This is a genomic window from Streptomyces sp. NPDC027962 (genome assembly GCF_055566095.1).
The window spans coordinates 248,357-273,658 of sequence record NZ_JBVHTA010000001.1 but is presented as its reverse complement, the minus strand read 5'-3'; the positions used below and the strand labels follow the sequence as shown (position 1 = coordinate 273,658).

At 71.1% G+C, this 25,302-nt stretch carries 22 protein-coding genes; 11 read left to right on the top strand and 11 right to left on the bottom strand.

What is annotated here, in order from left to right; translation table 11 throughout:
• Nucleotides 1–12: 12 nt before the first annotated feature.
• Genes ACZ4SA_RS01270 through ACZ4SA_RS01255 form a run of 4 tightly spaced genes read right to left on the bottom strand, consistent with a single transcriptional unit; the run spans nt 13 to nt 4,703 of the window.
• On the bottom strand, nt 13–681 hold the full coding sequence (locus tag ACZ4SA_RS01270) for a GTP-binding protein (RefSeq protein ID WP_468268235.1): 669 nt from the start codon (nt 679–681) through the stop codon (nt 13–15).
• Entirely contained in the window at nt 662–1,099 is a 438-nt protein-coding gene (locus ACZ4SA_RS01265; protein WP_468268232.1) for a DUF742 domain-containing protein, read from the bottom strand. Before ACZ4SA_RS01265 ends, ACZ4SA_RS01270 begins: the two co-directional genes overlap by 20 nt.
• The gene (locus ACZ4SA_RS01260; protein WP_468268229.1) at nt 1,099–1,581 is read right to left on the bottom strand and encodes a roadblock/LC7 domain-containing protein; all 483 of its coding nucleotides are present in this window, start codon (nt 1,579–1,581) and stop codon (nt 1,099–1,101) included. The genes ACZ4SA_RS01265 and ACZ4SA_RS01260 overlap by 1 nt, the downstream gene beginning before the upstream one ends.
• Nucleotides 1,578–4,703: a nitrate- and nitrite sensing domain-containing protein gene (locus ACZ4SA_RS01255; RefSeq protein WP_468268226.1), complete on the bottom strand. Its 3,126-nt coding sequence runs from the start codon at nt 4,701–4,703 to the stop codon at nt 1,578–1,580. Before ACZ4SA_RS01255 ends, ACZ4SA_RS01260 begins: the two co-directional genes overlap by 4 nt.
• Before the next feature lie 363 nt (nt 4,704–5,066).
• Here ACZ4SA_RS01255 and ACZ4SA_RS01250 point away from each other — a divergent pair, with 363 nt between their 5' ends.
• Nucleotides 5,067–5,855 carry a hypothetical protein gene (locus ACZ4SA_RS01250; RefSeq protein ID WP_468268223.1) on the top strand — a complete coding sequence of 263 codons (789 nt, stop codon included), beginning with the start codon at nt 5,067–5,069 and terminating at the stop codon, nt 5,853–5,855.
• Between the two features lie 149 nt (nt 5,856–6,004).
• On the opposite strand, the gene ACZ4SA_RS01245 is transcribed toward ACZ4SA_RS01250, so the two are convergent.
• The 3 genes from ACZ4SA_RS01245 to lon all read right to left on the bottom strand — a co-directional run bounded on the left by ACZ4SA_RS01245 (nt 6,005) and on the right by lon (nt 10,023).
• A complete protein-coding gene (locus ACZ4SA_RS01245; RefSeq protein ID WP_468268220.1) occupies nt 6,005–6,544 on the bottom strand; it encodes a MarR family winged helix-turn-helix transcriptional regulator in 540 nt (179 codons plus the stop codon).
• A 143-nt stretch (nt 6,545–6,687) separates the two neighbouring features.
• Entirely contained in the window at nt 6,688–7,485 is a 798-nt protein-coding gene (locus ACZ4SA_RS01240) for a pentapeptide repeat-containing protein (protein ID WP_468268217.1), read from the bottom strand.
• A 126-nt stretch (nt 7,486–7,611) separates the two neighbouring features.
• A complete protein-coding gene (lon, locus tag ACZ4SA_RS01235) occupies nt 7,612–10,023 on the bottom strand; it encodes an endopeptidase La (RefSeq protein ID WP_468268214.1) in 2,412 nt (803 codons plus the stop codon).
• Between the two features lie 184 nt (nt 10,024–10,207).
• Between lon and ACZ4SA_RS01230 the strand changes: the two genes are divergently transcribed.
• The 7 genes from ACZ4SA_RS01230 to ACZ4SA_RS01200 all read left to right on the top strand — a co-directional run bounded on the left by ACZ4SA_RS01230 (nt 10,208) and on the right by ACZ4SA_RS01200 (nt 18,986).
• Nucleotides 10,208–11,014, top strand: coding sequence for a nucleotidyltransferase (locus ACZ4SA_RS01230; protein ID WP_468268476.1), 807 nt, complete (start codon nt 10,208–10,210; stop codon nt 11,012–11,014).
• 100 nt (nt 11,015–11,114) lie between these two features.
• Complete coding sequence (locus tag ACZ4SA_RS01225; RefSeq protein WP_468268211.1) at nt 11,115–11,762, top strand: GNAT family N-acetyltransferase; 648 nt, start codon at nt 11,115–11,117, stop codon at nt 11,760–11,762.
• A 164-nt stretch (nt 11,763–11,926) separates the two neighbouring features.
• Entirely contained in the window at nt 11,927–12,622 is a 696-nt protein-coding gene (locus tag ACZ4SA_RS01220) for a spermidine synthase family protein (RefSeq protein ID WP_468268209.1), read from the top strand.
• A 105-nt stretch (nt 12,623–12,727) separates the two neighbouring features.
• Entirely contained in the window at nt 12,728–13,465 is a 738-nt protein-coding gene (locus ACZ4SA_RS01215; RefSeq protein ID WP_100111355.1) for a response regulator transcription factor, read from the top strand.
• A complete protein-coding gene (locus ACZ4SA_RS01210; protein ID WP_468268206.1) occupies nt 13,462–14,565 on the top strand; it encodes a HAMP domain-containing sensor histidine kinase in 1,104 nt (367 codons plus the stop codon). Before ACZ4SA_RS01215 ends, ACZ4SA_RS01210 begins: the two co-directional genes overlap by 4 nt.
• 334 nt (nt 14,566–14,899) lie before the next feature.
• Nucleotides 14,900–18,706 (top strand): multifunctional oxoglutarate decarboxylase/oxoglutarate dehydrogenase thiamine pyrophosphate-binding subunit/dihydrolipoyllysine-residue succinyltransferase subunit, encoded by a 3,807-nt coding sequence (locus ACZ4SA_RS01205; RefSeq protein ID WP_468268203.1) that lies wholly within the window; start codon nt 14,900–14,902, stop codon nt 18,704–18,706.
• Nucleotides 18,707–18,806: 100 nt separating this feature from the next.
• Nucleotides 18,807–18,986, top strand: a complete 180-nt coding sequence (locus ACZ4SA_RS01200) for a DUF6104 family protein (protein WP_003992906.1) — start codon at nt 18,807–18,809, stop codon at nt 18,984–18,986.
• A gap of 27 nt (nt 18,987–19,013) precedes the next feature.
• Here the strand turns inward: ACZ4SA_RS01200 and ACZ4SA_RS01195 are convergent, their stop codons facing one another.
• The gene (locus tag ACZ4SA_RS01195) at nt 19,014–19,823 is read right to left on the bottom strand and encodes a hypothetical protein (RefSeq protein WP_468268200.1); all 810 of its coding nucleotides are present in this window, start codon (nt 19,821–19,823) and stop codon (nt 19,014–19,016) included.
• 157 nt (nt 19,824–19,980) lie between these two features.
• Between ACZ4SA_RS01195 and ACZ4SA_RS01190 the strand changes: the two genes are divergently transcribed.
• Together ACZ4SA_RS01190 and ACZ4SA_RS01185 are read left to right on the top strand one after the other, a co-directional pair.
• On the top strand, nt 19,981–20,847 hold the full coding sequence (locus ACZ4SA_RS01190) for a DUF4097 family beta strand repeat-containing protein (RefSeq protein ID WP_468268197.1): 867 nt from the start codon (nt 19,981–19,983) through the stop codon (nt 20,845–20,847).
• Between the two features lies 1 nt (nt 20,848).
• Nucleotides 20,849–21,883: a PadR family transcriptional regulator gene (locus ACZ4SA_RS01185; protein ID WP_468268193.1), complete on the top strand. Its 1,035-nt coding sequence runs from the start codon at nt 20,849–20,851 to the stop codon at nt 21,881–21,883.
• 146 nt (nt 21,884–22,029) lie between these two features.
• On the opposite strand, the gene ACZ4SA_RS01180 is transcribed toward ACZ4SA_RS01185, so the two are convergent.
• A complete protein-coding gene (locus ACZ4SA_RS01180; protein ID WP_468268190.1) occupies nt 22,030–22,602 on the bottom strand; it encodes a Clp protease N-terminal domain-containing protein in 573 nt (190 codons plus the stop codon).
• Nucleotides 22,602–22,811 (bottom strand): helix-turn-helix domain-containing protein, encoded by a 210-nt coding sequence (locus ACZ4SA_RS01175; RefSeq protein WP_468268187.1) that lies wholly within the window; start codon nt 22,809–22,811, stop codon nt 22,602–22,604. The genes ACZ4SA_RS01180 and ACZ4SA_RS01175 overlap by 1 nt, the downstream gene beginning before the upstream one ends.
• Before the next feature lie 189 nt (nt 22,812–23,000).
• On the opposite strand from ACZ4SA_RS01175, the gene ACZ4SA_RS01170 reads away from it, so the two are divergent.
• The gene (locus ACZ4SA_RS01170) at nt 23,001–23,855 is read left to right on the top strand and encodes an MBL fold metallo-hydrolase (RefSeq protein ID WP_468268184.1); all 855 of its coding nucleotides are present in this window, start codon (nt 23,001–23,003) and stop codon (nt 23,853–23,855) included.
• Here ACZ4SA_RS01170 and ACZ4SA_RS01165 read toward each other — a convergent pair.
• Nucleotides 23,833–25,290 carry a glycoside hydrolase family 5 protein gene (locus tag ACZ4SA_RS01165; RefSeq protein ID WP_468268180.1) on the bottom strand — a complete coding sequence of 486 codons (1,458 nt, stop codon included), beginning with the start codon at nt 25,288–25,290 and terminating at the stop codon, nt 23,833–23,835. The genes ACZ4SA_RS01170 and ACZ4SA_RS01165 overlap by 23 nt on opposite strands.
• Between the last annotated feature and the right edge of the window lie 12 nt (nt 25,291–25,302).

Below are 25,302 nucleotides of genomic sequence, written 5' to 3'. Positions count from 1 at the left end.
ATGTTCGGGAGGCTATTCGGGGGTGGCCTCGAGAGCGTGGGCGACCAGTGCCAGCAGCGACTCGATCACCGTGATCCGATTGCGCGCGTCCATGATCACCACAGGTACGTGCGGCGGCACCGTCAGGGCCTCCCGTACGTCCGCGGTCTCGTACGCGGTCGTTCCCTCGAAATGGTTGACCGCCACGATGTACGGCAGCCCGCAGCTCTCGAAGTAGTCCAGCGCCGGGAAGCAGTCCTCCAGCCGCCGGGTGTCCGCGAGCACGATCGCGCCGATCGCACCGCGCACGAGGTCGTCCCACATGAACCAGAAGCGCTGCTGACCGGGCGTGCCGAAGACGTAGAGCACCAGATCGTCGTCGAGCGTGATCCGGCCGAAGTCCATGGCCACTGTCGTGGTGACCTTGTCGGGCGTGGCGGTGAGGTCGTCGGTGTCCTCGCTCGCCCGGGTCATCAGCGCCTCTGTCTGCAGGGGCGTGATCTCGGAGACCGAACCGACGAACGTCGTCTTGCCGACGCCGAAGCCGCCCGCGACCACGATCTTCGTCGCGGTGGGGGCACGGGTGGTGTCCAACTGCCACGGCTGCAGCGCCTCTTCGGGCTGCGGCCGGTGGGCTGCTTCCTGGGGAGCGTCCTGGGTCCGGGCCCGGGTGGGAAGCGTGTCAGAGGCGGCGGAGTCCACTCAGCACCCTTTCAAGCAGTGCGCGGTCGGGCTGACCGGTGCCGTGACCGGTTCCGTACACGCGGATCTTTCCCTGGTCCGCCAGGTCGCTGAGCAGCACCCGGACGACGCCGAGCGGTATCTTGAGCAGCGCCGAGATCTCGGCGACGGTACGCATACGGCGGCAGAGCTCGACGATTGCCCGCAGCTCGGGCATGACACGGGCGAGGTTGCCACCGGGCAGTTCCTTGCTCGCCCTCAGCCGTCGGAGAGGGGGTACCCCCAGCTCGCTCCGCTCGGGCGGTGCCTCGAGCGCGGCGACGAACGTCTCGACGAGCAGTACGTGCCCGAAACGGGTGCGGCCGCCGGTGAGGGAGTACGGGCGGACCCGGGCGGGACGTTTGCCGTCGCCGCGCACCGGAAGTTTGGGGGCGGACATCACAGGCCACTCTCCATCGATTTGCGCAGTTCGCTGCGGACTTCGGGGGTGAGGACGTGTCCGGCGCGGCCCACGAAGAGGGCCATGTGGTACGCGACGACGCTCATGTCGCAGTCGGGGGTCGCGTGCACCCCGATCAGGGACCCGTCACTGATCGACATGACGAAGAGGCTGCCCTCCTCCATGGCGATCACCGTCTGCTTGACGCCGCCGCCGTCCATCAGGCCCGCGGCACCGATGGTGAGGCTGCCGATGCCGGAGACGATGGTGGCGAGGTCCGCGCTGGAGCCCCGGGGGCCATCGGGGCGGCCGACGACGGCCGGGGCTGCGTTCTGCTCGGGGTCGGAGGAGAGCAGCAGCAGTCCGTCGGACGAGACGACGGCGACCGACCGTACTCCTGGCACCTCCTCCACCAGATTGCCCAGCAACCATTGAAGGTTGCGGGCCTCGCTGCTCAGGCCGAACGTGCCGGTCGCAGTCAACTGCGTGCCTCCTCGACTGTGTCCCCCGTTTCTGCTTCGGTGTCCCGCTGGTTCGTCTGCCCTGTGGTCGCTTGTGCTGCAGTCGCTTGAGCTGCGGTCGCTTGTGCTGCGGCCTCCACGATCTCGGCCTCGGCGTCCTGCCGGCCCTTGTTCGCCCCCTGGTGGAAGCCACCGAGCCGGCGGCGCAGCGCCTCGGCGTCGATGCTCCCGGTGCGCTCGGTGGGCCCGGTGGCGGGCTTGACCGACTTGGGGGTGCGCTTGGGCAGGCCCTTGTCGGTCACGCGGTGCTGGAGGGCGAGGGCGTCCGGCGACTCGGCCGCAGGCGTCTCGTGGGAAGGAGTCTCGGCCGCAGGGCTCTCGTGCGAAGGATTCTCGGCCGTGGGCTCCGCCGCCGGCGGCGTCTCGGCGGGGTACTCCTCGGCAGCGGGGACGTCCGTGGCCTCCGCCTGCCGCGGCAGGCGCATGGTGAACGTCTCCTGGTCGATCCCGACCGCCGCCGGTTCGCTGTCTGCCGTCCGCTCGTGTGTCTCCTGCTCCTCGGCCGCGGCCAGGATCGCCCGCTCCGCGGCTTCGACGAACGGGTCGGTCTCGGCGGGGACGGCAGGCTCGAGATCGCCGTCTCCGTCTCCGTCTCCGTCTCCGTCTCCGTCTCCGTCGAGGAGATCGTCATGGAGGTCGTCGTCCAGTACGTCGGCGGTGTCGACGTCGTCGGAAGGGCCGGCCGGATCCACCACGTTCTGATCCGCCGCGGAGTCAACCACCGCGGCATCCGCCGGAGCGACCGTCTCCCCCCGCAGGGCCGCTTCCGCCGCCGTCCGCTGCGGACTGCGCGGCAGTGCGTTCGAGTTGGCCTCGGCCGCCGAGCCCGGGAGGTTCAGCGCGGGCGCTGTGCCCGACACGGGGACCTGACGCTCTGCCGCGGCCGGCGGCCCGGTCGGCATCAGCCCCTTCGGTACGACGACCACCGCGGTGATCCCGCCCTGCTTGTGCTCCCGCAGCTGGATCCGTACACCGTGACGCGCCGCCAGCAGCGCGGCCACCCTCAGTCCGAGGCCTTCGCCCTCGCGGCCCGCGGGGGGCTCGGTCTCGTACGTCTCGGGGTCCTCGAGGCGTGCGTTGACCTCCGCGATACGGGTCGCGGTCATGCCGATGCCCGCGTCCTGGATCGAGAGCATCACCTCGCCGCTCTCCAGCAGCCAGCCGGACAGCTCCACCTGGGCGTCCGGCGGCGAGAACGAGGTCGCGTTCTCGAGGAGCTCGGCGACCAGGTGGCTGAGGTCGTCGGCGGCGAAGCCCGCGACCTGGGCGTGCGGCGGCAGGGACTGGATGACCACGCGCTCGTAGCGTTCGATCTCGCTGACCGCGGCGCGCAGCACGTCGACGAGCGGGACGGGAGCGACGTGTCCGTGTCCGTGGTCCGTGCCGGCGAGGACCAGGAGGTTCTCGCTGTGCCTGCGCATGACGGTGGCCATGTGGTCGAGCTTGAACAGCGTGGCGAGGCGGTCCGGGTCCTGCTCGCGCTCCTCCAGGTTCTCGATGACGCCGAGCTGGCGCTCGACGAGGCCGAGGGTCCGCAGGGAGAGGTTGACGAAGGTGTGGTGGACGGTGTGGCGCAGCCGTGCCAGCTCCGTGGTGATCTCGTCGGTGCGCTGCTGCAGTTCGGCGCGGGCCGCGGTCAGTTCGGTCTCGAGGGCCTCGCGCGCACCGATGAGCTCGCTGCGGTCGCCGTTCAGCAGCTCGGCCCGGGAGCCGAGGTCGCGGACCTTGCCGTGCAGGGTGTTCAGGGACCGTACGACCTGGGCGAACTCGTCGTTGCGGCCGGTGAAGCGGACCGGCTCCTCCGCCTGGGGTGCGGGCGCCTCGGCGAGACGGGCAGCGCCGATACGCAGGACGGCGAGCGGTCGGGTGAGGGTGCGGGAGACGGCGGCGAGCACGCCGACGGTGACGACCAGAAGGCCGCCGAGCAGGGCGATCCGCACTTCGAGGGCGGTGACGTCGTCGTCGCGCAGCTGCTCGAACCGTTCGATCCGGTCGGTGGCGAGGGAGGACTCGGCGCCGCGCATCTGCTCGATGCGGGCGGTGAGCGCGGCCTCGAGCTTGGCCGGGTCGGTGTCGCGTTCGGCGCTGGACAGCCGGGGCTGGTCGGTGAGGCGCGCTAGATAGGTCTCCGCGGTCTTGACCTCGGGTCCCGTGACGGTGGAGCCGAACCTGTCGCGGCCGGCCTTGCCGGCAGCCTGCTGGAAGTCGGCGAGCGCGGCGAGTTCGCGGACGCGTGACTGCTGCGCGGCGGCGGTGAGGGCGTTGCGGGAGCGGGCGTCGGCGCCCGAGTCCTCGCCGGCGCTCTGCACGGGCAGACCGGTGACGGGGTCGTAGGTGAGCACGCTCTCCGGCTTGGGCACGGCCAGCGCGGCGAGCAGAAGCCCGCGGGTGGCGGAGGCCTGTTCGACGGCGAGGCCGAGGGCGGCGGGTGCCCGGGTCGAGTCGGCGGCGCGGGGCGGGGTCCGGTCGGCGAGCTCGTCGGCCAGGGCGTGCAGCGCGGAGATGACGGCCGTGTAGGCCTGGTGGGCCTCCATCGCGGTGCCGTTGCCGGTGATTGCGCTGCTGCGGATGGCGGACACGCCGGCGAGCGAGCGGCGCAGGTCTGCGCGCTCGGCGGGCATGTCGGTCCGGATCTCGTCGATCTGCCGGTCCACACGGGCGCTGAGGGTGCCGGAGGTCTTGCGGCGGTCCTTCCCGTCGCCCTTCTGGTCGTCGCGGCCGGCCGCGATGTACGCGGTGACCTCGTCGCGCTCGTCGGCAAGCGAGTGGGCGAGGGTGACGGCCTGGCGGTCGAGTCCGGCGAGGGTGACGAGCCGCTGGGACTCGGTCAGTTCCGCGGAGGTGGCGAGGATGCCGGGCGTGCCGGCCGCCACGACGACGAGGCCGACCACGGCGACGCCGCCGACCAGCCGGTTGCGCACCCTGCGGGGCCGCCCTGCCGGTACTTGCTCGGCAGGGCGGTCGGCGGTGTGCCCGTCCTGCGTCCGTGGTGCCGGGGTCGCCTGGGGGGTGGCCAGGACCTGGAGGTCTCCCGGGGTCCCAGTGGGCCTGCCGCCGTTGCTCCGAGGCCGCTTCTTCTGCACCGGTGCTCGCAATCTTGCTTGACTCGTCCACCCATGAAGCAGAGATGACGACCGGTCACACGCGTGAGCCCCACCCCTGGTACGGCTTCCGACCATTCCAGCGCTTTTGGGAGGGAGGCGCGCATCGGCCGCTCCGCCACCCGAACGAGTGAACAACACTCGGGAGTTGGCGAACAACTCCCGGAAGCGCCCGTACGGCCCGTGCGAGGCCCCGGGTTGGACCTTCCGGCGACCCTTTGGCAGGATGCGCGCCCGCACCTTCGCACAGCGCGCCATTCGGGGCGAAGCACCCGGTCTGACCTGCTGGTACGGCCGATCGCCGGTCCGCGGGGACCTTGTGAAGGTCTCATGCAGACTGGCTTCATGCGTATCGAACTCGCCACCTCACCCGGCTCCCCCGAACGCCCCAATGAGGACTGGGTGTCCGTGGCTCTGCCCGCCTCGGGCCAGGGCGGAACAGTCGTGGCGCTGGACGGTGTCACGCCTCCCGCCGGCGATGCGGGATGCCTTCACGACGTGCCGTGGTTCACCGCTCGCCTCGGGGGCGCACTGGTCGAACTGTCCGGTTCGCGGCGCGACCTCACGCTTCGGGAGGTCCTCGCGGAGGCAATCCGGCGCACCGCGGATGCCCACCGCGGGACATGTGACCTTTCTCACGTGCGTACGCCTCAGGCGACGGTGGTCCTTGCGCGTTGGGGCGGCCCGGAGGAGGAGGTCGAGTATCTGGTGCTCTCCGACTCCACCCTGCTGCTGGAGTCACCCGAGGGCACGGCCTGTGCGGTGCTCGACGACCGGCTGGACCGACTGCCGCGCGAGGCACTGCGCACCCACGCGTCGGCCGACGCGCTGCGGAACGCGGAGGGCGGCTTCTTCACGGCGGCGGCCGACCCGTCGGTGGCGCTGCGCGCGGTCACGGGCAGCGTTCCGCGCGCGCGGGTGCGCTCCCTGGCCGCCCTGACGGACGGCGCGTCCCGCTGGGTCGACATGTTCGCCGAGGGTGACTGGGGTCAGTGCGTGGCGCTGCTGCGCAAGCAGGGGGCACAGGGGCTGATCGACCGGGTGCGGGATCTGGAGACGGCGGCGAAGGCCCGTACGGCGGTGATCCGGTGGAAGCTCCACGACGACGCGTCGGCGGTCTTCGCGGAGCTGTGACGCGGCGCGGTGGCGTGGAGCCCGGACGGGGAGCGCGGGCGGGAAACGGCGGGGTCGCCCGGCCGGACGCCGCGCCCCCCGCGCCCGGCCGGGCCTGCCGGCGATCGAGGCGCCGGGTTCGGGCGGGAGCCCGCCCCGCCAGCGGCCGGTCAGCTCTCCGCGCGGGCGTTGAGCTGGTGGAGCAGGCGGGCGAGCTCCGCGACCTCACCGCGGTCCCAGTCGGCGAGCTTGCTCATGTACCGGTCGCGGCGTGCGTCGCGCACATGACGGAAGCGGGCCAGCCCTTCGTCCGTGAGCCGTAGGAGGGAAGCCCGGCCGTCGGCCGGGTCCGGTTCGCGGGCGACCAGGCCGAGCTCCTCCAGCGCGCGCAGCTGGCGGCTCATGGTCGCCTTACCGACGCCGAAGTAGCCGGCCAGTTCCGTGGCGCGCTGCGCTCCGGCCTCCTCCAGCCGTACGAGCAGTCCGTACGCGGCGGGTTCCAGCTCCGGGTGCACCTCGCGCGCCATTTCGCCGGACGAAGCCCTCGCGCGGCGCAGGAACACGGACAACTCCCGCTCCAGGGCGAGGAATTCCTGGTCCACACCATTTCTTCCCCCGGGGCCCGTTCCACTCGCCGTACCGCCTTCGTGCACGTCAGCACCCCTCGCGCGCTCTTCCGGTCCTGAAAGTCTTTTCCAGCGGCCAGGCATTGCCGCAGCTCCACCAGTATTTCGCAGGCATGGACCAACGGCAGCGGACGGTCCCGCGTCCAGGCCCTCGCCAACGGCTGAGGCCCAACGGCTGAGTCGTCGGCACCCGATCCGGGGCCGCCCGCGCCTCGCCGCGCCGGTCGTCACGACCAGTGCGAGGGGCGGGTGAGCCCGTCCGGGAGCCGGGTGGCCGTGTCACCCCTGGCCGCGTTGAGCTGCGGCTGGGTGAGGAAGATGCAGCCGGTCAGGTCCGCGCCGGACAGATCGGCGTCCCTGAGGTCGGCTCCGATGAGATCGGCCAGCCGCAGATCCGCGCCCTTCAGATCGGCCGCGATCAGATACGCGCCGCGCAGGCTGACACCCCGCAGATCCGCGCCCCTGAGCGCGGCGCCCATAAGATCGGCACCCCTGCGGTCCTTCTTCTTGCGCCTGACCTCCGCGCGGACGAGCTCGCTGGTCCGCAGCAGAGTTGCGTTGGCCTCCGCGCGGTGCGCGGCGACGTCCAGCTTCCGCAGGGCGTCGGGGGCGAGGCGGGTCAGCTCCGTGACGGTCTCGCGCTGCCGGCGCAGGTCCGCATGCACCTCGCGCGCGGCAGGCAGCGTCAGTGCCTCCTCGACGTACCAGAGCAGTTCGTGCAGCTGCCGTACGACGGGGAAGACCGCGAACATCTCGTCGGCCGTTTCCGGGGCCTGCCGCCAGTCCCGGCCGCCGAAGGTGACCTGGGAGACCTGCTGACCGGCGCCGAAGCAGTCGTAGACGGTGCAGCCCTGGAAGCCGCTCTCGCGGAGGCGGGTGTGGATGCCGCAGCTGAAGTCGGTGCGCAGATTGGCGCAGGGTTCCCCGGCGTCCTTGTTCACGGCGAAGTCGGCGGATGCGGAGAAGGGCAGTGCGACGCAGCACAGCCCGAAGCAGTTCGAGCAGTCGGCCTGCAGAGCGGTCATCCGTCCATTGTGCGGGACGGGTGGACACCGCTCGGGCCCGGCAGTGGGTCACCAGCATCACCACCGCCGGGCCCGTCGGCCACCGGCACTCAGGCCACCATCGCCAGGCCCCTCGGCCGCCGCCGCTCAGGCCGCGGCCGTCACCGGCACGTCCGCCGGGGAGAGCGCGATCTCCAGCGCCTGCCGGACGTCCGTCACCGGGTGGACCTCCAGCTTGTCGAGGATCTCGGCCGGGACGTCGTCCAGGTCCGCCTCGTTCCGCTTCGGGATCACGACCGTCGTGATGCCCGCCCGGTGCGCCGCGAGCAGCTTCTGCTTCACGCCGCCGACGGGCAGCACCCGGCCGGTCAGCGACACCTCACCGGTCATCGCCACGTCCGTGCGCACCAGACGCCCGGAGAGCAGCGACGCGAGCGCCGTCGTCATCGTGACGCCCGCGCTGGGGCCGTCCTTGGGCACCGCGCCCGCCGGGAAGTGGATGTGCACGCCCCGGTCCTTGAGGTCGGCGACCGGCAGCTCCAGCTCCGCGCCGTGCGAGCGCAGGAAGCTCAGCGCGATCTGCGCGGACTCCTTCATGACGTCGCCGAGCTGACCGGTCAGGGTCAGTCCGGCCGCGCCCGTCTCGGGGTCGGCGAGCGACGCCTCCACGAACAGGACGTCGCCGCCGGCGCCGGTCACGGCGAGACCGGTGGCAACGCCGGGCACCGCGGTGCGGCGCTCGGCCGGGTCCTGCGCGGACTCGGGCACATGGCGCGGCCGGCCGATGAGACCGCGCAGCTCACCGTCGGTGGCGGTGAACGGCAGCTCGCGGTCGCCCAGTTCGTGCTGTGCCGCGATCTTCCTGAGCAGCCGCGCGACGGCCCGCTCCAGGTTCCGTACGCCCGCTTCGCGGGTGTACTCGCCGGCCAGCTTGCGCAGCGCCGACTCGTCCAGGGTCACCTCGCCGGTCTCCAGGCCGGCCCGCTCCAGCTGGCGCGGCACGAGGTGGTCACGGGCGATGACGACCTTCTCGTCCTCGGTGTAGCCGTCGAGCCGCACGAGTTCCATGCGGTCGAGCAGCGCCTCCGGGATGGCCTCCAGCACATTGGCGGTGGCCAGGAAGACGACGTCGCTGAGGTCGAGTTCGACCTCCAGGTAGTGGTCGCGGAAGGTGTGGTTCTGCGCGGGGTCGAGGACCTCGAGCAGGGCCGCGGCCGGGTCCCCGCGGAAGTCGGAACCGACCTTGTCGATCTCGTCGAGCAGGACGACGGGGTTCATCGAGCCGGCCTCCTTGATCGCCCGGACGATCCGTCCGGGCAGCGCGCCCACGTACGTACGCCGGTGGCCGCGGATCTCGGCCTCGTCCCGCACGCCGCCGAGCGCGACGCGCACGAACGTGCGTCCCATCGCGTGGGCGACGGACTCGCCGAGGGAGGTCTTGCCCACGCCGGGCGGGCCGACGAGCGCGAGCACCGCGCCCCCGCGCCTCCCGCCGACCACGCCCAGGCCCCGGTCGGCGCGCCGCTTGCGCACCGCCAGGTATTCGGTGATCCGCTCCTTCACGTCCTGCAGGCCCGCGTGCTCCGCGTCAAGCACCGCCTTGGCGCCCCGGATGTCGTACGCGTCCTCCGTCCGCTCGTTCCAGGGCAGTTCGAGAACGGTGTCGAGCCAGGTACGGATCCAGGAGCCCTCGGGGCTCTGGTCGGAGGCCCGCTCCAGCTTCTCGACCTCCTTGAGCGCGGCCTCCCGGACGCTCGTAGGCAGGTCGGCGGCCTCGACACGGGCCCGGTAGTCGTCGGACTCGTCCTCGCCCTCCTGGCCGTTCAGCTCGCGCAGCTCCTTGCGTACGGCGTCCAGCTGACGCCGCAGCAGGAACTCGCGCTGCTGCTTGTCGACGCCCTCCTGGACGTCCTTCGCGATGGACTCGGCGACGTCCTGTTCCGCGAGGTGGTCGCGGAGCTGCTCGGTGGCGAGCTTGAGGCGGGCGACCGGGTCGGTGGTCTCCAGGAGCTCGATCTTCTGGGCGGTGGTCAGGAACGGCGAGTAGCCGGCGTTGTCGGCTAGCTGTGAGATGCCTTCGATCTGCTGCACCCGGTCGACGACCTGCCAGGCGCCGCGCTTCTTCAGCCAGTCGGTGGCCAGCGCCTTGTACTCCTTGACCAGCTCGGTCACCGCGCCGGGCAGCTGGTCGGGAACCGTCTCCTCGACCACGCTGCCCTCGACCCACAGAGCGACCCCCGGCCCTGTCGTACCGGCGCCGATACGGACGCGGCCGACGCCGCGGATCAGTGCACCCGGGTCGCCGTCGGAGAGCCGGCCGACCTGCTCGACCGTGCCGAGCACACCCGTCGCCGCGTAGGTGCCGTCGACGCGGGGAACGAGCAGCACCTTCGGCTTGTTGCCGTTTCCGGAGGGACGGGCGGCAGCCTGAGCGGCCTCGACCGCGGCCCGTACATCGGTGTCGGACAGGTCGAGCGGCACGACCATGCCGGGCAGCACGACCTCGTCGTCGAGCGGCAGGACGGGCAGTGTGAGGTTCGCCGTGGAATCGGCAGCCATGATCTCCCCTTAGGCAGTCAAGTTGAGCTACACCGACTCAATGCAGGTGAGCCTTGGAATGTTCCCTGCCGCCTGTTCGCTGTGAGCGATCACCGCTCGCACGGGCTGCGGCCAGGCATGTTTCCGGTCGGAAGCCGAAGCGGGGCCGGCTCCGTGACAGCGTGCCCCCATGCCACGAGAATCCATGGGGGCCAAGGGGCTGAACGCCGACGGGACGATCGCGCGGGAGGGTGCCCTGAGGCAGGTGCAGGCCCCGTTCGCTCCGGTCGTGGCGGCGGCACGCGCCGCGATCACCCACACGTTCGGCGGCGGCCGGCTGCACAGCGCGTATCTCTACGGCAGCGTGCCGCGCGGGAACGCCGTCCCGGGCAGCTCCGACCTCGACCTGCTGCTGGCCCTGCGGGAGGAGCCGACGGACGACGACCGAGCGGACGCCCTGAGGATCGAGGCCTCGCTCGACCGGCAGTTCGCCCAGATCGACGGCGCCGGCACCCTGCTCTTCGGCGTCCCGGCACTGCTCAGCGAGCTCGAGCGCCATGACCTCGGCTTCTTCGTCGCATGCCTGTGCACCCCGCTGCTGGGGGACGACCTCGCCACCCGCCTGCCCCGCTACCGCCCGACCGCGCTGCTCGCCCGGGAAACCAACGGGGATCTGACCCTCGCCGTGCCGCGCTGGCGCCGCCGCGCGGACGAGACCGCCACGAACGCCGAGCTCGGCGCGCTGTCCCGTGGGGCGGCACGGCGCATCGTGCGCTCGGGATTCACGCTGGTCATGCCGCGCTGGGGCGGCTGGACCAGCGATCTGGTCGAGTCCGCCGAAGTGTTCGGCCGTTACTACCCGGAGCGGGCCGCGCAGATGCGGCTTGCCGCGGCCGCCGCCCGGACGCGGTCGGCGGACCGTGCGGTGCTGACGACGCTCGTCGAGGACCTGGGCCCGTGGCTGGCAGCGGAGTACACGGCGGTGCACGGCGAGAAGGCACCCCGCCCGTGACCGGCGTCACCCCTTTATTCGGTCGCCGACACCCCTCAGACCGATATGTAATAGCCACTCAACGATATGGTCTATTACTTCAGCGTACCGAGGAGCCGGGATGTCCTTCGATTCCACCGCAGAGATCGTTGATGCCTGGGTACGCGGCTGGGCCGTCTCACGCGGCTCCGCGGACCCGGTGCCCAGACCCTGGGGCTTCACCCTCGACGTCGGCCAGGTCAAGCACGCCACCCGCCATGTCCTGACCGCGGACGACGAGGCGACCGTGCGCAAGGTCGCCGCGGAGGTGGCGGCGCCGACCGTCTGGCTGAAGGTGTTCGCCGCCCCCGACTCCGTCGTCGCCTGGGCGGGCCCCGACTGGTCGGTCGACGAACCCGGCTGGCTGATGTCCGCCGAACTGCGCCGCGCCGCAACGGTCGTACCCGATGGCTACACCCTCAAGACCTGGACACGCGGCGGTGTCGTCCGGGCCCTCGTAGTGGCCGCCGACGGCTCCTTCGCGGCCCGCGCCCAGATCGCACCGACCGGGCGCACGGCCGTCGTCGACCAGGTCGAGACGGCGCCCGAGCACCGCCGCAAGGGCCTCGGACGACTGGTGATGCACACTCTCCACAACGCCGCGCTCGAACGGGGCGCCACGGTAGGCGTGCTGGGCGGGACACCCGACGGCCGGGCCCTCTACGAGTCCCTGGGCTGGCGCACCCACACCCCGCTGGTGAGCCTGTTCCACAGCCCGGGAGGGAACTGAAGACCGCGGAATCACAGCCGGTGAATCGCCGCGGGCCTCGCCCGCGACGGCCGTCACCGCACCCGCCGAACGGCCGTGCAACAGGTTTGTACCCTTCGTCGGCCGCCGGAGAAGATGGACGCGGTCCGTGTCGCCACTCCACCGCCGCCCGGAGGTCGAAAGCCATGCAGTTCCCCGAAACCGACGCCCCCGTCACGCTCGACCGGCGCGAGGGGCCCTACGGGGAGGTCGTGCTGCGGCGCCGGCAGCGTGGGGACACGACGGTGCACGAGATCATCGCCAACGGGAGCTTCCTGATGGACACCTCCGACGGGCGGTCGGAGCGGCTGCTCATCGACGCCGCGTACGCCGCACTCGACACGGGCAACGTCGCTCCCAGCGTGCTCATCGGCGGGCTCGGGGTCGGCTTCTCGCTCGCTCATGCCGCCGCGAACCCGTCCTGGCGGAGGATCGTCGTCGTCGAGCGCGAGCAGGCCGTCATCGACTGGCACCGCTCGGGACCACTCGCAGCGATCTCCGGTCAGGCCCTCGGCGATCCCCGCTGCGTGATCCTTCACACGGACCTTCTGGCCTACCTCCGTTCGACCACGGACCGTTATGACGCTCTGTGCCTGGACATCGACAACGGGCCCGACTGGACCGTCACGGAGGACAACACAAACATGTACTCGCCGACCGGACTGGCCGCCTGCCAGGGCGCGTTGGAGCCCGGCGGAGTACTGGCCGTATGGTCCGCGCAGCCGTCCGCGGAATTCGAGGATGCGTTGCGGAATGCCGGATTCAGCGGGGTAAGAACCGAAGAGATCCGGGTTGCCCGGGGCGTACCGGACGTGGTCCACCTCGGGGTTCGCCCTGCGTAGCCGGGATGCCGTCGGTGCCTTTACGCTGCTGGACTACACACGGGATCCACCTTCGAACCAGAGATCCACATGCAGCTCGCAGAGAACGCGTACAAGGGCGGGGCGATGGAGCAGACACACACCACGCAAGGCGGCGTCGCGGCCACTCCTGGTGCCCAGCGCCGGGTGCTGGTGGTCGAGGACGACGCCACGATCGTCGACGCCATCGCGGCACGGCTGCGGGCCGAGGGTTTCCTGGTGCAGACCGCTCTCGACGGCCCCGCGGCCGTCGACGCGGCCGATGCCTGGCAGCCGGACCTGATGGTCCTGGACGTCATGCTGCCCGGTTTCGACGGGCTCGAGGTCTGCCGCCGGGTGCAGGCGCAGCGGCCGGTACCGGTACTGATGCTGACCGCCAGGGACGACGAGACGGACATGCTCGTCGGGCTCGGCGTCGGCGCGGACGACTACATGACCAAGCCGTTCTCGATGCGGGAGCTCGCGGCCCGGGTGCACGTCCTGCTGCGCCGGGTGGAGCGGGCAGCGCTCGCCGCGGTGACGCCGCGCAGCGGAATCCTGCGCCTGGGCGAGCTGGAGATCGACCACGCACAGCGCCGCGTGCGGGTGCGGGCCGAGGACGTACATCTGACGCCGACCGAGTTCGACCTGCTGGTGTGCCTGGCGAACACGCCGCGCGCGGTCCTGTCCCGCGAGCAGCTGCTCGCGGAGGTGTGGGACTGGGCGGACGCGTCCGGCACGCGCACGGTCGACAGCCATATCAAGGCTCTGCGGCGCAAGATCGGCGCCGAGCGCATCCGCACCGTCCACGGTGTCGGTTACGCGCTGGAGACGCCGGCGCCATGAGACGGCGGCGGACCGGCGGACCACGGAAGCGGCTGAGCACCGCGTCCATCACGATATCGATCAAGACCAAGCTCAGTACGCTCGTGGTGGTCTCGGTCTTCATCACCACCGGTCTGCTGCTGATGGCCCTGCACAGCAAGACCGAACTGCGGTTCATCACCGTCTTCACGATCATCGCGACCCTACTGATCACCCAGTTCGTGGCGCACGGTCTGACCGCGCCGCTGGACGAGATGAACACGGTCGCCAAGGGCATATCGCACGGCGACTACACGCGCCGGGTGCGCGGCGCGGACCGCCGCGACGAGCTCGGCGACCTGGCCTCCACCATCAACCGGATGGCCGACGATCTGGAGGCCGTGGACCGGCACCGCAAGGAGCTGGTCGCCAACGTCTCGCACGAGCTGCGCACTCCCATCGCCGCGCTGCGGGCGGTGTTGGAGAACGTGGTCGACGGGGTGTCCGCCGCCGATCCGGAGACGATGCGGACGGCTCTCAGGCAGACCGAGCGCCTGGGCCGTCTCGTCGAGACACTGCTCGACCTGTCCCGTCTCGACAACGGTGTGCTGCCGCTGAGGGCGCGGCGCTTCGAGGTGTGGCCGTATCTGTCGGGCGTCCTGAAGGAGGCCAATCTGGCGTCCTCGCGGCGCGGTCTGGCCTCGGGCTCCGGCCACCACACCCGTACCGACGTCCATCTGCACCTGGACGTGTCGCCGCCGGAGCTGACCGCGTACGCGGACGCGGAGCGGCTGCACCAGGTGGTGGCGAATCTCATCGACAACGCGGTGAAGCACTCGCCGGCCCATGGCCGGGTGACGGTACGGGCCCGGCGCGGCCCCTACCGGGAGTCTCTCCACCTGGAAGTGCTCGACGAGGGGCCGGGCATCCCGGAACAGGAGCGCCACCGCGTCTTCGAGCGTTTCAACCGGGGTGGCGTGCCGTCCCCGCACGGTCCGGGCAGCGACGGTGGTACGGGGCTGGGCCTCGCGATCGCGCGCTGGGCCGTCGATCTGCACGGCGGGCGTATCGGAGTGGCCGAATCCGCACACGGCTGCCGCATCCGAGTCACCCTTCCGGGCGTCCGGTCGGCGCGGGCTTGACGTAGGGTTCGAACCGGAAGCGAACCGGAAGCACGGATTCTGCGTGTAGACAGTCGAGACGTGGGAAGCCGCCACGCGAAGCCGCGGAAAGCGGCCGGTCACGACGTTGCCGGAGCTCCGTCGAAGGTGCGGGCCGAAGGCCCGTGACCGCCGTCAGGCGTACCTCACGTCGAGTGAACCATGCTTGTTTCCCGCCATTAACGGCTCCGAAACGCGCCCTTCGGTGTGACTTGCACGACGTTGACCGGCCCGGCCTGCACCTCTCGGCCAGGGAGGCGTAGCCTTTATTTCCGCTGTCCATCACCTTGTGAAGCGGAAGAGGGCGGTTCTCGCCGTGTCGTCTCAGTCCCCCAGTAACTCGAGCATCTCGACCGACCAAGCCGGGCAGGGTCACAACCCTGCCGCCGCGTTCGGTGCCAATGAGTGGCTCGTCGACGAGATCTACCAGCAGTACCTCCAGGACCCGAATTCGGTCGACCGTGCCTGGTGGGACTTCTTCGCCGACTACAAGCCGGGAGCGGCCGCCACGGCGGATGCTCCCGCCGCGGGGGCGAAGCAGACTCAGACCGACGGCGCCACGGCGGCTCCCGCCCCGGCCGCCGCCGCTCCGGCCCAGCCGGCGGCCCCGGCGCAGCCCGCGCCCGCCGCCCGGGCGCAGGCACCCGCGGCTCCCGCCAAGCCGGCCCCCGCGGCCGCTCCGGCGCAGCCCGCGGCCCCGGCGAAGCCCGCCGCGGCCAAGCCGGCCCCGTCCAAGGCCGACGCCCAGCCGGCGGACGGCCCCGCATACGTGACACTGCGCGGCCCCGCCGCCGCGGTCGCGAAGAACATGAACGCGTCGCTGGAGCTGCCCACGGCCACGTCCGTGCGCGCCGTCCCGGTGAAGCTGCTCTTCGACAACCGCATCGTCATCAACAACCACCTCAAGCGCGCCCGGGGCGGGAAGATCTCCTTCACGCACCTCATCGGGTACGCGATGGTGCAGGCCATCAAGGCCATGCCGTCGATGAACTGGTCCTTCGCGGAGAAGGACGGCAAGCCGACCCTCGTCAAGCCCGACCACGTCAACTTCGGTCTGGCCATCGACCTGGTGAAGCCCAACGGCGACCGCCAGCTGGTCGTCGCGGGCATCAAGAAGGCCGAGACGCTGAACTTCTTCGAGTTCTGGCAGGCCTACGAGGACATCGTCCGCCGCGCCCGCAACAACAAGCTGACGATGGACGACTTCACCGGCGTCACCGTCTCGCTGACCAACCCCGGCGGCCTCGGCACCGTCCACTCCGTGCCGCGTCTGATGCCCGGACAGTCCGTCATCATGGGCGTCGGCTCGATGGACTACCCGGCCGAGTTCCAGGGCACCTCGCAGGACACCCTGAACAAGCTGGGCATCTCCAAGGTGATGACCCTCACCTCGACGTACGACCACCGTGTCATCCAGGGCGCCGCGTCCGGCGAGTTCCTGCGGATCGTCGCGAACTTCCTCCTCGGCGAGGAGGAGTTCTACGACGAGATCTTCGAGTCGCTGCGCATCCCCTACGAGCCGGTCCGCTGGCTCAAGGACATCGACGCCTCGCACGACGACGACGTCACCAAGGCCGCGCGGGTCTTCGAGCTGATTCACTCCTACCGGGTCCGCGGCCATGTCATGGCCGACACCGACCCGCTGGAATACCGCCAGCGCAAGCACCCCGACCTGGACATCACCGAGCACGGCCTCACACTCTGGGACCTGGAGCGCGAGTTCGCCGTCGGCGGCTTCGCCGGCAAGTCGATGATGAAGCTGCGCGACATCCTCGGCGTGCTGCGCGAGTCGTACTGCCGCACCACCGGCATCGAGTTCATGCACATCCAGGACCCGAAGCAGCGCAAGTGGCTGCAGGACCGGGTGGAGCGCGCCACCTCCAAGCCGGAGCGCGAGGAGCAGCTTCGCATCCTGCGCCGGCTGAACGCGGCGGAGGCCTTCGAGACCTTCCTGCAGACCAAGTACGTCGGCCAGAAGCGCTTCTCGCTGGAGGGCGGCGAGTCCGTCATCCCGCTGCTCGACGCGGTCATCGACTCGGCCGCCGAGTCGCGCCTCGACGAAGTCGTCATCGGCATGGCCCACCGCGGCCGGCTGAACGTGCTGGCGAACATCGTCGGCAAGTCGTACGCCCAGATCTTCCGGGAGTTCGAGGGCAACCTCGACCCGAAGTCGATGCACGGCTCCGGCGACGTCAAGTACCACCTGGGCGCCGAGGGCACGTTCACCGGCCTCGACGGCGAGCAGATCAAGGTCTCGCTGGTCGCCAACCCCTCCCACCTCGAGGCCGTCGACCCGGTCCTCGAGGGTGTCGCCCGCGCCAAGCAGGACGTCATCAACAAGGGCGGCACGGACTTCACCGTCCTGCCGGTCGCCCTGCACGGTGACGCGGCCTTCGCGGGCCAGGGCGTGGTCGCCGAGACGCTGAACATGTCGCAGCTGCGCGGCTACCGCACCGGCGGCACGGTCCACATCGTCATCAACAACCAGGTCGGCTTCACCGCCGCCCCGGAGTCGTCGCGTTCGTCCATGTACGCCACCGACGTGGCCCGCATGATCGAGGCGCCGATCTTCCATGTGAACGGCGACGACCCGGAGGCCGTGGTCCGCGTGGCCCGCCTGGCCTTCGAGTTCCGTCAGGCGTTCAACAAGGACGTCGTGATCGACCTCATCTGCTACCGCCGCCGCGGTCACAACGAGGGCGACAACCCGCAGTTCACCAACCCGCAGATGTACAACCTGATCGACAAGAAGCGTTCGGTGCGCAAGCTGTACACCGAGTCGCTCATCGGTCGCGGCGACATCACGCTGGAAGAGGCCGAGCAGGCCCTCCAGGACTTCCAGGGCCAGCTGGAGAAGGTCTTCGCCGAGGTGCGCGAGGCCACCAGCCACCCGGCTCCGGCCCATGTCCCGGACGCCGAGCCGGAGTTCCCCGTCTCGGTGACCACGGGGGTCTCCCAGGAGGTCGTCAAGCGGATCGCCGAGTCCCAGGTCAACATCCCCGACCACATCACCGTGCACCCGCGGCTCCTGCCGCAGATGCAGCGCCGCGCGGCATCGGTCGAGGACGGCACGATCGACTGGGGCATGGGCGAGACGCTGGCCATCGGCTCGCTGCTGATGGAGGGCACCCCGGTCCGGCTGTCCGGCCAGGACACCCGCCGCGGCACGTTCGGCCAGCGCCACGCGGTGCTGGTGGACCAGGAGACCGGTGAGGACTACACCCCGCTGCTCTACCTGTCCGAGGACCAGGCCCGCTACAACGTCTACGACTCGCTGCTCAGCGAGTACGCGGCGATGGGCTTCGAGTACGGCTACTCGCTGGCCCGCCCGGACGCCCTGGTCATGTGGGAGGCCCAGTTCGGTGACTTCGTCAACGGCGCGCAGACCGTCGTCGACGAGTTCATCTCCTCGGCCGAGCAGAAGTGGGGCCAGCACTCCGGCGTCACGCTGCTGCTGCCGCACGGCTACGAGGGCCAGGGACCGGACCACAGCTCCGCGCGTCCGGAGCGCTTCCTCCAGATGTGCGCGCAGAACAACATGACGGTCGCGATGCCGACCCTGCCGTCGAACTACTTCCACCTGCTGCGCTGGCAGGTCCACAACCCGCACCACAAGCCGCTGGTCGTCTTCACCCCGAAGTCGATGCTGCGTCTGAAGGCCGCGGCGTCGAAGGCGGAGGAGTTCACCACCGGCGGCTTCCGCCCGGTGATCGGCGACGACTCGGTGGACGCGGCCGCGGTCCGCAAGGTCGTGTTCACGTCCGGCAAGTTCTTCTACGACCTGGACTCCGAGCGCAAGAAGCGCGGCACGACGGACACGGCGATCATCCGCCTCGAGCGCCTGTACCCGCTGCCGGGTGCCGAGCTCCAGGCCGAGATCGCCAAGTACCCGAACGCCGAGAAGTACCTGTGGGCCCAGGAGGAGCCGGCGAACCAGGGTGCCTGGCCGTTCATCGCGCTCAACCTGATCGACCACCTCGACCTGGCCGTCGGCGCGGACATCCCGCACGGCGAGCGCCTGCGCCGCATCTCGCGTCCGCACGGCTCGTCCCCGGCCGTGGGTTCGAAGAAGCGCCACGAGCAGGAGCAGGAGCAGCTGGTCAACGACGTCTTCGACGCGTGAGACGGCTGCGCCGCCGAGTGACGTAGTACCCGGGCCCGGCCCCCGCGATCAGTCGCGGGGGCCGGGCCCTTCGGCTTTTCGCAGGTCATATCCTGATGGCATGTACTTCACCGACCGCGGCATCGAGGAACTGGAGAAGCGGCGCGGCGAGGAGGAGGTCACCTTCGAGTGGCTCGCCGAGCAGCTGCGCACGTTCGTCGATCTCAACCCGGACTTCGAGGTCCCCGTCGAACGCCTCGCCACCTGGCTGGCCCGACTCGACGACGAGGACGACGAGTAGCTCGGTCAGGACGGTCCCGTCGACAGGTCAGACCCTCGGCCGCGGTTCGCCGCACGACAGCGCCAGCGCGCCGTGCGCGACCAGTACCGCTCCGGCGGCCGCCCACCCGGCGCTGCGCCGCCAAGCGCCCCAGGCCACCAGCGGCAGTCCCATGCCCAGTTGGACGGCGCCCGCGCGGCGGGCTGCCGTCCCGTGGGGCCACGGGCAGCGGGTAGGGCGCTCCTCGAGCTCGCCGGCCTGCTTCGCCCGTGCCGGTTCGGGCGGTCCGGTGGACGCGACCGTCTCGGCGTCCGCCTGCCGGGCGGTCGAGCGCAGCCGGTCGGCCGGGCCGCCCGGGCTGAGGCCGGCGGGCAGATCGAGGCCCGTGCGGGACAGGACCGCGGTCAGGCCGATCAGCCGCGCCCGCGCGTCGGAGTCGGGGTCGGGCGCCGTCAGGGGCTCCAGGGCCTGGAGGTCGAGGACCGGGTCGAGCCCCAGGCGCGCGGCGAAGGTGCGCATCGCCTCGTCCTCGCCGACGGGGGTGCCGTCCGCGAGCCAGATGTATCCGACCGGGCGGCGGAAGCCGGCGGCCAGCGTGAAGCCGGCCCGGTCGCCGTCCCACCACAGGGCAAGGACGGGCCGACTCGATCCGACCGCGAGCGCGGCGGCCCATCCGCCGACGACCGCGTCGACGTGCTCATGGCCGTCCAGCCACGGCCGGCCCTCGGGGACGAGCGCGCTCCACTCGCGGCCGGCGGGGGCGAGGAGCACCTGTTCGCGCAGCAGATGGGCCGGGCGCCGTACGGCCGCCGGTTCGGCCCGGCACAGCAGCAGCGCTCCGACGGATGTCGCGTTCATGCTCCCACGCTAGGGCAATTTGCCCTGAAGCAGACGCTCATGGGCGGTCTGCGCGTCCAGCGAGGCGGGATCACGCTTGACATCGCTCAACCGCGATATATCGTGTTCCCAACGAGACGCGATATGTTGCGTCGTGGCGGCCCGGGAGGTCAGCACCATGGCAGAGACGTGGGAAGTCGCGGAGCAGAGGAAGCTCACCTTCGACGACCCGGTGACGACCCTCAATGTCCGTATCGTCAATGGAACGGTCAACGTCGTGGGCACGGACGAACGCTCCACCCGCCTGGAGATCTCCGAGGTCGAAGGCCCGCCGCTCGTCGTCACCAGAAACGGCTCCACCCTCACCGTCTCCTACGAGGACCTGCCCTGGACGGGCTTCCTCAAGTGGCTCGACCCCAAGGGCCATCACCGCAGCGCCGTCGTCTCGCTCGCGGTACCGGCCGCCGCGACCGTCGAAGTCGGTGTCGTCGGAGCGGGCGCGGTCGTCTCCGGCGTCCGCGGCCGGACGGTGGTGCGCGGCGTCAGCGGCGACACGACGCTGGTCGGCCTCTCGGGCGCCGTCCGCGCGGAAACCGTCTCCGGCAACCTCGAGGCCCAGTCCGTCACCGGCGACCTGCGCTACAACTCGGTCTCCGGCGACCTGACCGTGATCGACGGCGCGGGGTCCGCCGTGAAGGCCGAATCGGTCACCGGTGACATGGTCATCGACCTCGACCGCGGCGAGAGGCCCACGGACATCCGGCTGGCCACGGTCTCCGGCGAGGTCGCCATCCGGCTGCCGCATCCGGCGGACGCACGCGTCGAGGCGAACACCGCGAGCGGCGCGGTGTCCAACGCCTTCGAGAACCTCAGGGTCAGTGGCCAGTGGGGCGCGAAAAGGATCACCGGCACGCTGGGCGCGGGCACCGGCACGCTCAAGGCGACCACGGTCTCCGGCTCCATCGCGCTGCTGCGCAGGCCGCCGGCCGAGGACGAACCGCATGAGGCGGCGCCCGCCGACACCCCGAGTGGGAAGGGACTCTGACATGCCCCCCGTTTTCGCCCACGGCCGGCTCCGCCTCTATCTGCTGAAGCTCCTCGATGAGGCCCCGCGCCACGGCTACGAGGTGATCCGCCTCCTCGAGGAGCGTTTCCAGGGCCTCTACGCGCCGAGTGCGGGCACTGTCTACCCGCGGCTGGCCAAGCTGGAGGCCGAGGGCCTCGTCACCCACGCCACCGAGGGCGGTCGCAAGGTCTACTCGATCACCGACGCGGGCCGGGCCGAGCTGGCGGGCCGCAGCGGCGAACTGGCCGATCTGGAGCTGGAGATCCGCGAGTCCGTCTCCGAACTCGCGGCGGAGATCCGCGACGACGTGCGGGGGGCGGCCGGCACGTTGCGCAGTGAGATGCGCGCGGCCGCCGACCGGACCCGTAAGGCGTCCGGCGGCAAGAGGGGCGACCGGCAGCCGGGGCGCGGCGAGTTCGGCGGCCCGTCAGACTCCGGTGACTCCGCGGGTCCCGGGGACTTCGGGGACTTCGGGGACAAGGAGTCGTGGCGGGCGGCGAAGGAGGAGTTCAAGCGCGCCAAGCAGGAATGGAAGGAGCAGGCACGCCGCGCGAAGGACGAGTCGCGCCGCGCCCGCGAGGATGCACAGCAGGCACGCCGACAGGCGCAGGAGGCGCACGAGAGCGCCCGCGCCGAGATGCAGCGCATCGCCAGGCAGGTGCAGGAGCAGGTCCAGGGCCACTTCGCACGTGGTGACTGGCCGACCGGTGTGCGCGAAGGGCTGACGGAGCTGACCTCCCAGCTCGGCGGGATGGCGCGCGGCACGGCATGGCCGCCGTATGTGAAGCCGGAACCGGCCGACGTCGACCCCGACTGGGCGAAGGACGCCGTGGACACGAGGGGTTCGGCCGATCCCGTGCGCGATCTCGAACGGCTGCTGGACCGGTTCCGCGACGACGTACGGGACGCGGCGCGCGACCACGGCGTGACCGCGGACCAGCTGGGCGAGGCCCGCCGCCATCTGTCGACAGCGGCGGCGCACATCGTCGCCCTGCTGCGCGGCCCCAGGGAGTGACCACGGGTCGGGGCGCCTCTCGCCCCGACCCGCACCCGTGCTCAACCCGCCTTGCCGCAGCCGCCGTCAGGCTCGCTGACCCATGCCTGGGCTCAACGCGCCTTTGCCTCAGCCGCCGTCAGGCTCGCCGGCCCGCGCGCCCGGACTCAACCCGCCTTTGCCGTCCCGCCGATCGGCTCGCCGAACATCGCCCGCTCCAAGGCCGCGTACGTCACGCCGTGGTCGGCGAGGACCTCCGGAACCACACCCGGCCCGGTGGCGAGTGCCAGCAGGATGTGTTCCGCGCCGATGACCTTGTCGCGCCTGCCCAGCGCGATCCGCAGCGACTTCTCCAGTGTCTGCTTCGCCTCGCGGGTGAAGGTGCGGTGACCGGACCACCAGCGCCGGTCCCTGCGGTCCGCGGCCAGCGCCCCGGTCCCATGGGTCTCCTCGACCCGGGCGACGATCTCAGCGACGTCGATTCCGAGGCCGGCGAGGGCCTCCTCGTCCGCCTTGGTCATGCCGCCCCGCCGGCGGGCGTCTGCCAGGGCGGCCTCGAGCGAGTCCCGCCGGTCCATGACTCCGAGGGCGCGGAAGGCGAACGCGGTCCGGGCTCCTTCCAGGTCCATCAGCGCCAGCAGCAGATGCTCCTGGGTGACAGTGGAGGCCTCGGCCCGCTCCGAACACGCGGTGGCCCCGATCACCACCGCACGGGCGTCCTTGGTGAACCGCTCGAACATCACAGCCTCCCGTGCTTCTTGTGTACGGCCTGTCGGCTGACGCCCAGTTCCGCCGCGATCTCCTGCCACGACCAGCCCTGGTTGCGGGCGCTTCTGACCTGCAGGGCTTCGAGCTGTTCCAGCAGCCGCCGCAGCGCGGCGACGGCACGCAGCCCGACGCGCGGATCACGATCACCGGCGCGCTCGGCGAGATCTGTTGCTTCGGTCATGGCTGTCAACCTACATTGACACCCACCCGGGCGTCAACCGTGGTTGACATCAAGGGCAGGGGTGCCTCTCGGACCGTTCCTGGAAACTGAGCGGGATTGAGTCCTGGTGCCAGGACTTTGTTCCTGCCCGGCCGAACACCCGGAACCGGGGGCGGACCGGGCGGGACCGGGCGGCGTACGGTGAGCTACGTGATCGACTTCCGTACCGACGCCCCCGTCGCCGGCTGCCTCGACGTCCGGTGGCATGCGGGGCATCCCTCGCCCGCGGACGATCCCGCGCCGGCGATCCAGGTCCACGCGTACTCCGAGCACACCCTGATCCTGCGCCAGAACAAGTCCGTCCACTTCGAGGCGCCGTTCCTGTTCCTGCTGTTCGGGAACGAGCGGGCGCTGCTGCTGGACTCCGGCGCGACCGCCGACCCCTCCGGCATGCCGCTGCGCGCCACGGTCGACGCACTGATCGACGCGTGGCTGCGTCTCCGTCCGCGGGAGGGTCGGCAGGAGTACGGGCTGATCGTGGCCCACACGCACGCGCACGGCGACCACATCGCCGGCGACGGGCAGTTCGCCGACCGGCCGCACACCGAGACGGTGGGGCCGTCGCGGGCCGAGGTGATCTCGTACTTCGGCTTCGAGCAGTGGCCGCTGCGCCCCGCGGAGCTGGACCTGGGCGGAAGGGTGCTCGATCTGCTGCCGGGCCCCGGCCACGAGGAGTCCGCCGTCGTCTTCCACGACCGGCACACCGGCCTCCTTCTCACCGGCGACTCCCTCTACCCGGGCCGGCTGTACGTCAAGGACCTGGCCGCTTTCACCGCCACCGTCGACCGGCTGCTGGCCTTCTGCGAGACGACCCGGGTGACACACGTCCTCGGCTGCCACATCGAGATGACCCGCACTCCGGACCAGGACTATCCGCGCGGCACGACGTACCAGCCGGACGAGCCGCCACTCGAGCTGACGCCGGGACATCTGCGCCGGCTGAGCGAGGCGCTCGCCGCCCGCCGGGGGCCGAGCGGCGACTTCATCGTGGTGTACGAGGAGTGACGACGACACCGACTCGCGCGCCCGGCCGGCCATGGACGCACACGGTGGCCGCCCGGTGGGCCGGGGCGCCTGAGGTCGGGGTCCATGCGTGCCCGGTCACCTCGATACGCCAACCGCTCGCGCTCGGCGGCAGCGAGATCTCCGTCGTACCCGGCTTCGCCCGGTACTCGAGCCGGTAGGTCGCGCTCCCCGGGGCATATGTGTCGGCGGTGACCCGCCCGGCCACAGCCGCGGCGTACGGTGCGGCGGTCCGCTCCTTGTTCGTACGGAAACCGCCCTGCGCGTCGAGCGCGCAGTATCCGCTGCCGTAGCACCAGACGTAGCCCGCCCAGCCGGAGCTGTAGCGGTTCAGGGAGGCCAGGGCCTCGCGGTAGAAGCGGCCCATGTTCGGCAGGGCGTTGTTCAGCGGGCCCCACTCACCGACGACGACCGGAACCCCGTACTGCGCGGGATAGGCGGCCACGGCACGCTCGTACGCTTCGATCCAGCCGGCAGCGGGGTCGTAGTCCGCGCCGGCCTCCATGGCGGTGTTGTAGAAGTGCGGTGCGTAGACCGTCCTCGGGTCCTCGATCCGGCCGAGCCCGGTCGGCACGCCCTCGCCGACGATCGGGGTCGGCTCCACGAAGATCCAGTTCTCCCGGTCCACGGAACGGACCGCGCCCGCCAGCCGGTTGTACATCGGCGTGAGCTGCTCGGCCTCGATACGCCGGGCGGCCGTCGGCAGGTCCTCGCCCTCGGCGATCTCGCCCATGGGCTCGTTGATCAGGTCGTAGCCGATGACGGCGGGATGGTCCTCGAAACGGTCTGCGAGCACACGCCACATGTGCGCCTGGGCGCGTCGCAGGTCGGGGTCCTCGTAGAGATGGGTGAACGCGCGCTGCACGGCGGGCTCGAAATACTCGGCGAACCAGTCGTCGGGGTGCGGGGTGAAAGGCAGCCCGTCGGTCCTGGTCGCCCACTCGGGAATGCCGCGGTGCCCGAAGGCGGGCCCGAAAACGTCCTGGTGGGCGTCGAGGAGGACCTGGATGCCGTGCTTTCGCGCCCAGTCGAGCACGCGCTCGATCTTGCGGAGGTACGCCTCGCTGTACTGCCCGCGCACCGGCTCCAGATCGTCCCAGAAGACCAGCAGCCGGGCGAAGTTGAAGCCGGCGGCGCGCAGATCCCGGAAGTGCCGCTCGGTCACGGAGGACAGGGCCGCGTCACCGCGGTGCACCTTGTCCTCGACATTCCAGCCGCGCAGGGTGAGGACACGGCCGCGGTCGTCGGTCAGCGGCGGGATCCGGGCGTCGCTCTGGGGCGGCGGCAGGATCCGTGCGTCGTCCTGGGGCGGCGCCGCCGTGGTACCGGCTGCCGCCGTGGTACCGGCCAACGCCATGAGCACGGCACAGCAGACGGCGACAGCCGCCAGTACGCGAGTCGTTCGGCTCGTACGCATGGGACGGATCCC

Coding starts and splice junctions, on each gene's coding strand:
- ACZ4SA_RS01265 (WP_468268232.1), bottom strand. CDS start 1,099: ATGTCCGCCCCCAAACTTCCGGTGCGCGGCGACGGCAAACGTCCCGCC.
- ACZ4SA_RS01250 (WP_468268223.1), top strand. CDS start 5,067: ATGCGTATCGAACTCGCCACCTCACCCGGCTCCCCCGAACGCCCCAAT.
- ACZ4SA_RS01245 (WP_468268220.1), bottom strand. CDS start 6,544: ATGCCTGGCCGCTGGAAAAGACTTTCAGGACCGGAAGAGCGCGCGAGG.
- ACZ4SA_RS01240 (WP_468268217.1), bottom strand. CDS start 7,485: ATGACCGCTCTGCAGGCCGACTGCTCGAACTGCTTCGGGCTGTGCTGC.
- lon (WP_468268214.1), bottom strand. CDS start 10,023: ATGGCTGCCGATTCCACGGCGAACCTCACACTGCCCGTCCTGCCGCTC.
- ACZ4SA_RS01230 (WP_468268476.1), top strand. CDS start 10,208: ATGGGGGCCAAGGGGCTGAACGCCGACGGGACGATCGCGCGGGAGGGT.
- ACZ4SA_RS01225 (WP_468268211.1), top strand. CDS start 11,115: ATGTCCTTCGATTCCACCGCAGAGATCGTTGATGCCTGGGTACGCGGC.
- ACZ4SA_RS01220 (WP_468268209.1), top strand. CDS start 11,927: ATGCAGTTCCCCGAAACCGACGCCCCCGTCACGCTCGACCGGCGCGAG.
- ACZ4SA_RS01215 (WP_100111355.1), top strand. CDS start 12,728: ATGGAGCAGACACACACCACGCAAGGCGGCGTCGCGGCCACTCCTGGT.
- ACZ4SA_RS01210 (WP_468268206.1), top strand. CDS start 13,462: ATGAGACGGCGGCGGACCGGCGGACCACGGAAGCGGCTGAGCACCGCG.
- ACZ4SA_RS01200 (WP_003992906.1), top strand. CDS start 18,807: ATGTACTTCACCGACCGCGGCATCGAGGAACTGGAGAAGCGGCGCGGC.
- ACZ4SA_RS01195 (WP_468268200.1), bottom strand. CDS start 19,823: ATGAACGCGACATCCGTCGGAGCGCTGCTGCTGTGCCGGGCCGAACCG.
- ACZ4SA_RS01190 (WP_468268197.1), top strand. CDS start 19,981: ATGGCAGAGACGTGGGAAGTCGCGGAGCAGAGGAAGCTCACCTTCGAC.
- ACZ4SA_RS01185 (WP_468268193.1), top strand. CDS start 20,849: ATGCCCCCCGTTTTCGCCCACGGCCGGCTCCGCCTCTATCTGCTGAAG.
- ACZ4SA_RS01180 (WP_468268190.1), bottom strand. CDS start 22,602: ATGTTCGAGCGGTTCACCAAGGACGCCCGTGCGGTGGTGATCGGGGCC.
- ACZ4SA_RS01175 (WP_468268187.1), bottom strand. CDS start 22,811: ATGACCGAAGCAACAGATCTCGCCGAGCGCGCCGGTGATCGTGATCCG.
- ACZ4SA_RS01165 (WP_468268180.1), bottom strand. CDS start 25,290: ATGCGTACGAGCCGAACGACTCGCGTACTGGCGGCTGTCGCCGTCTGC.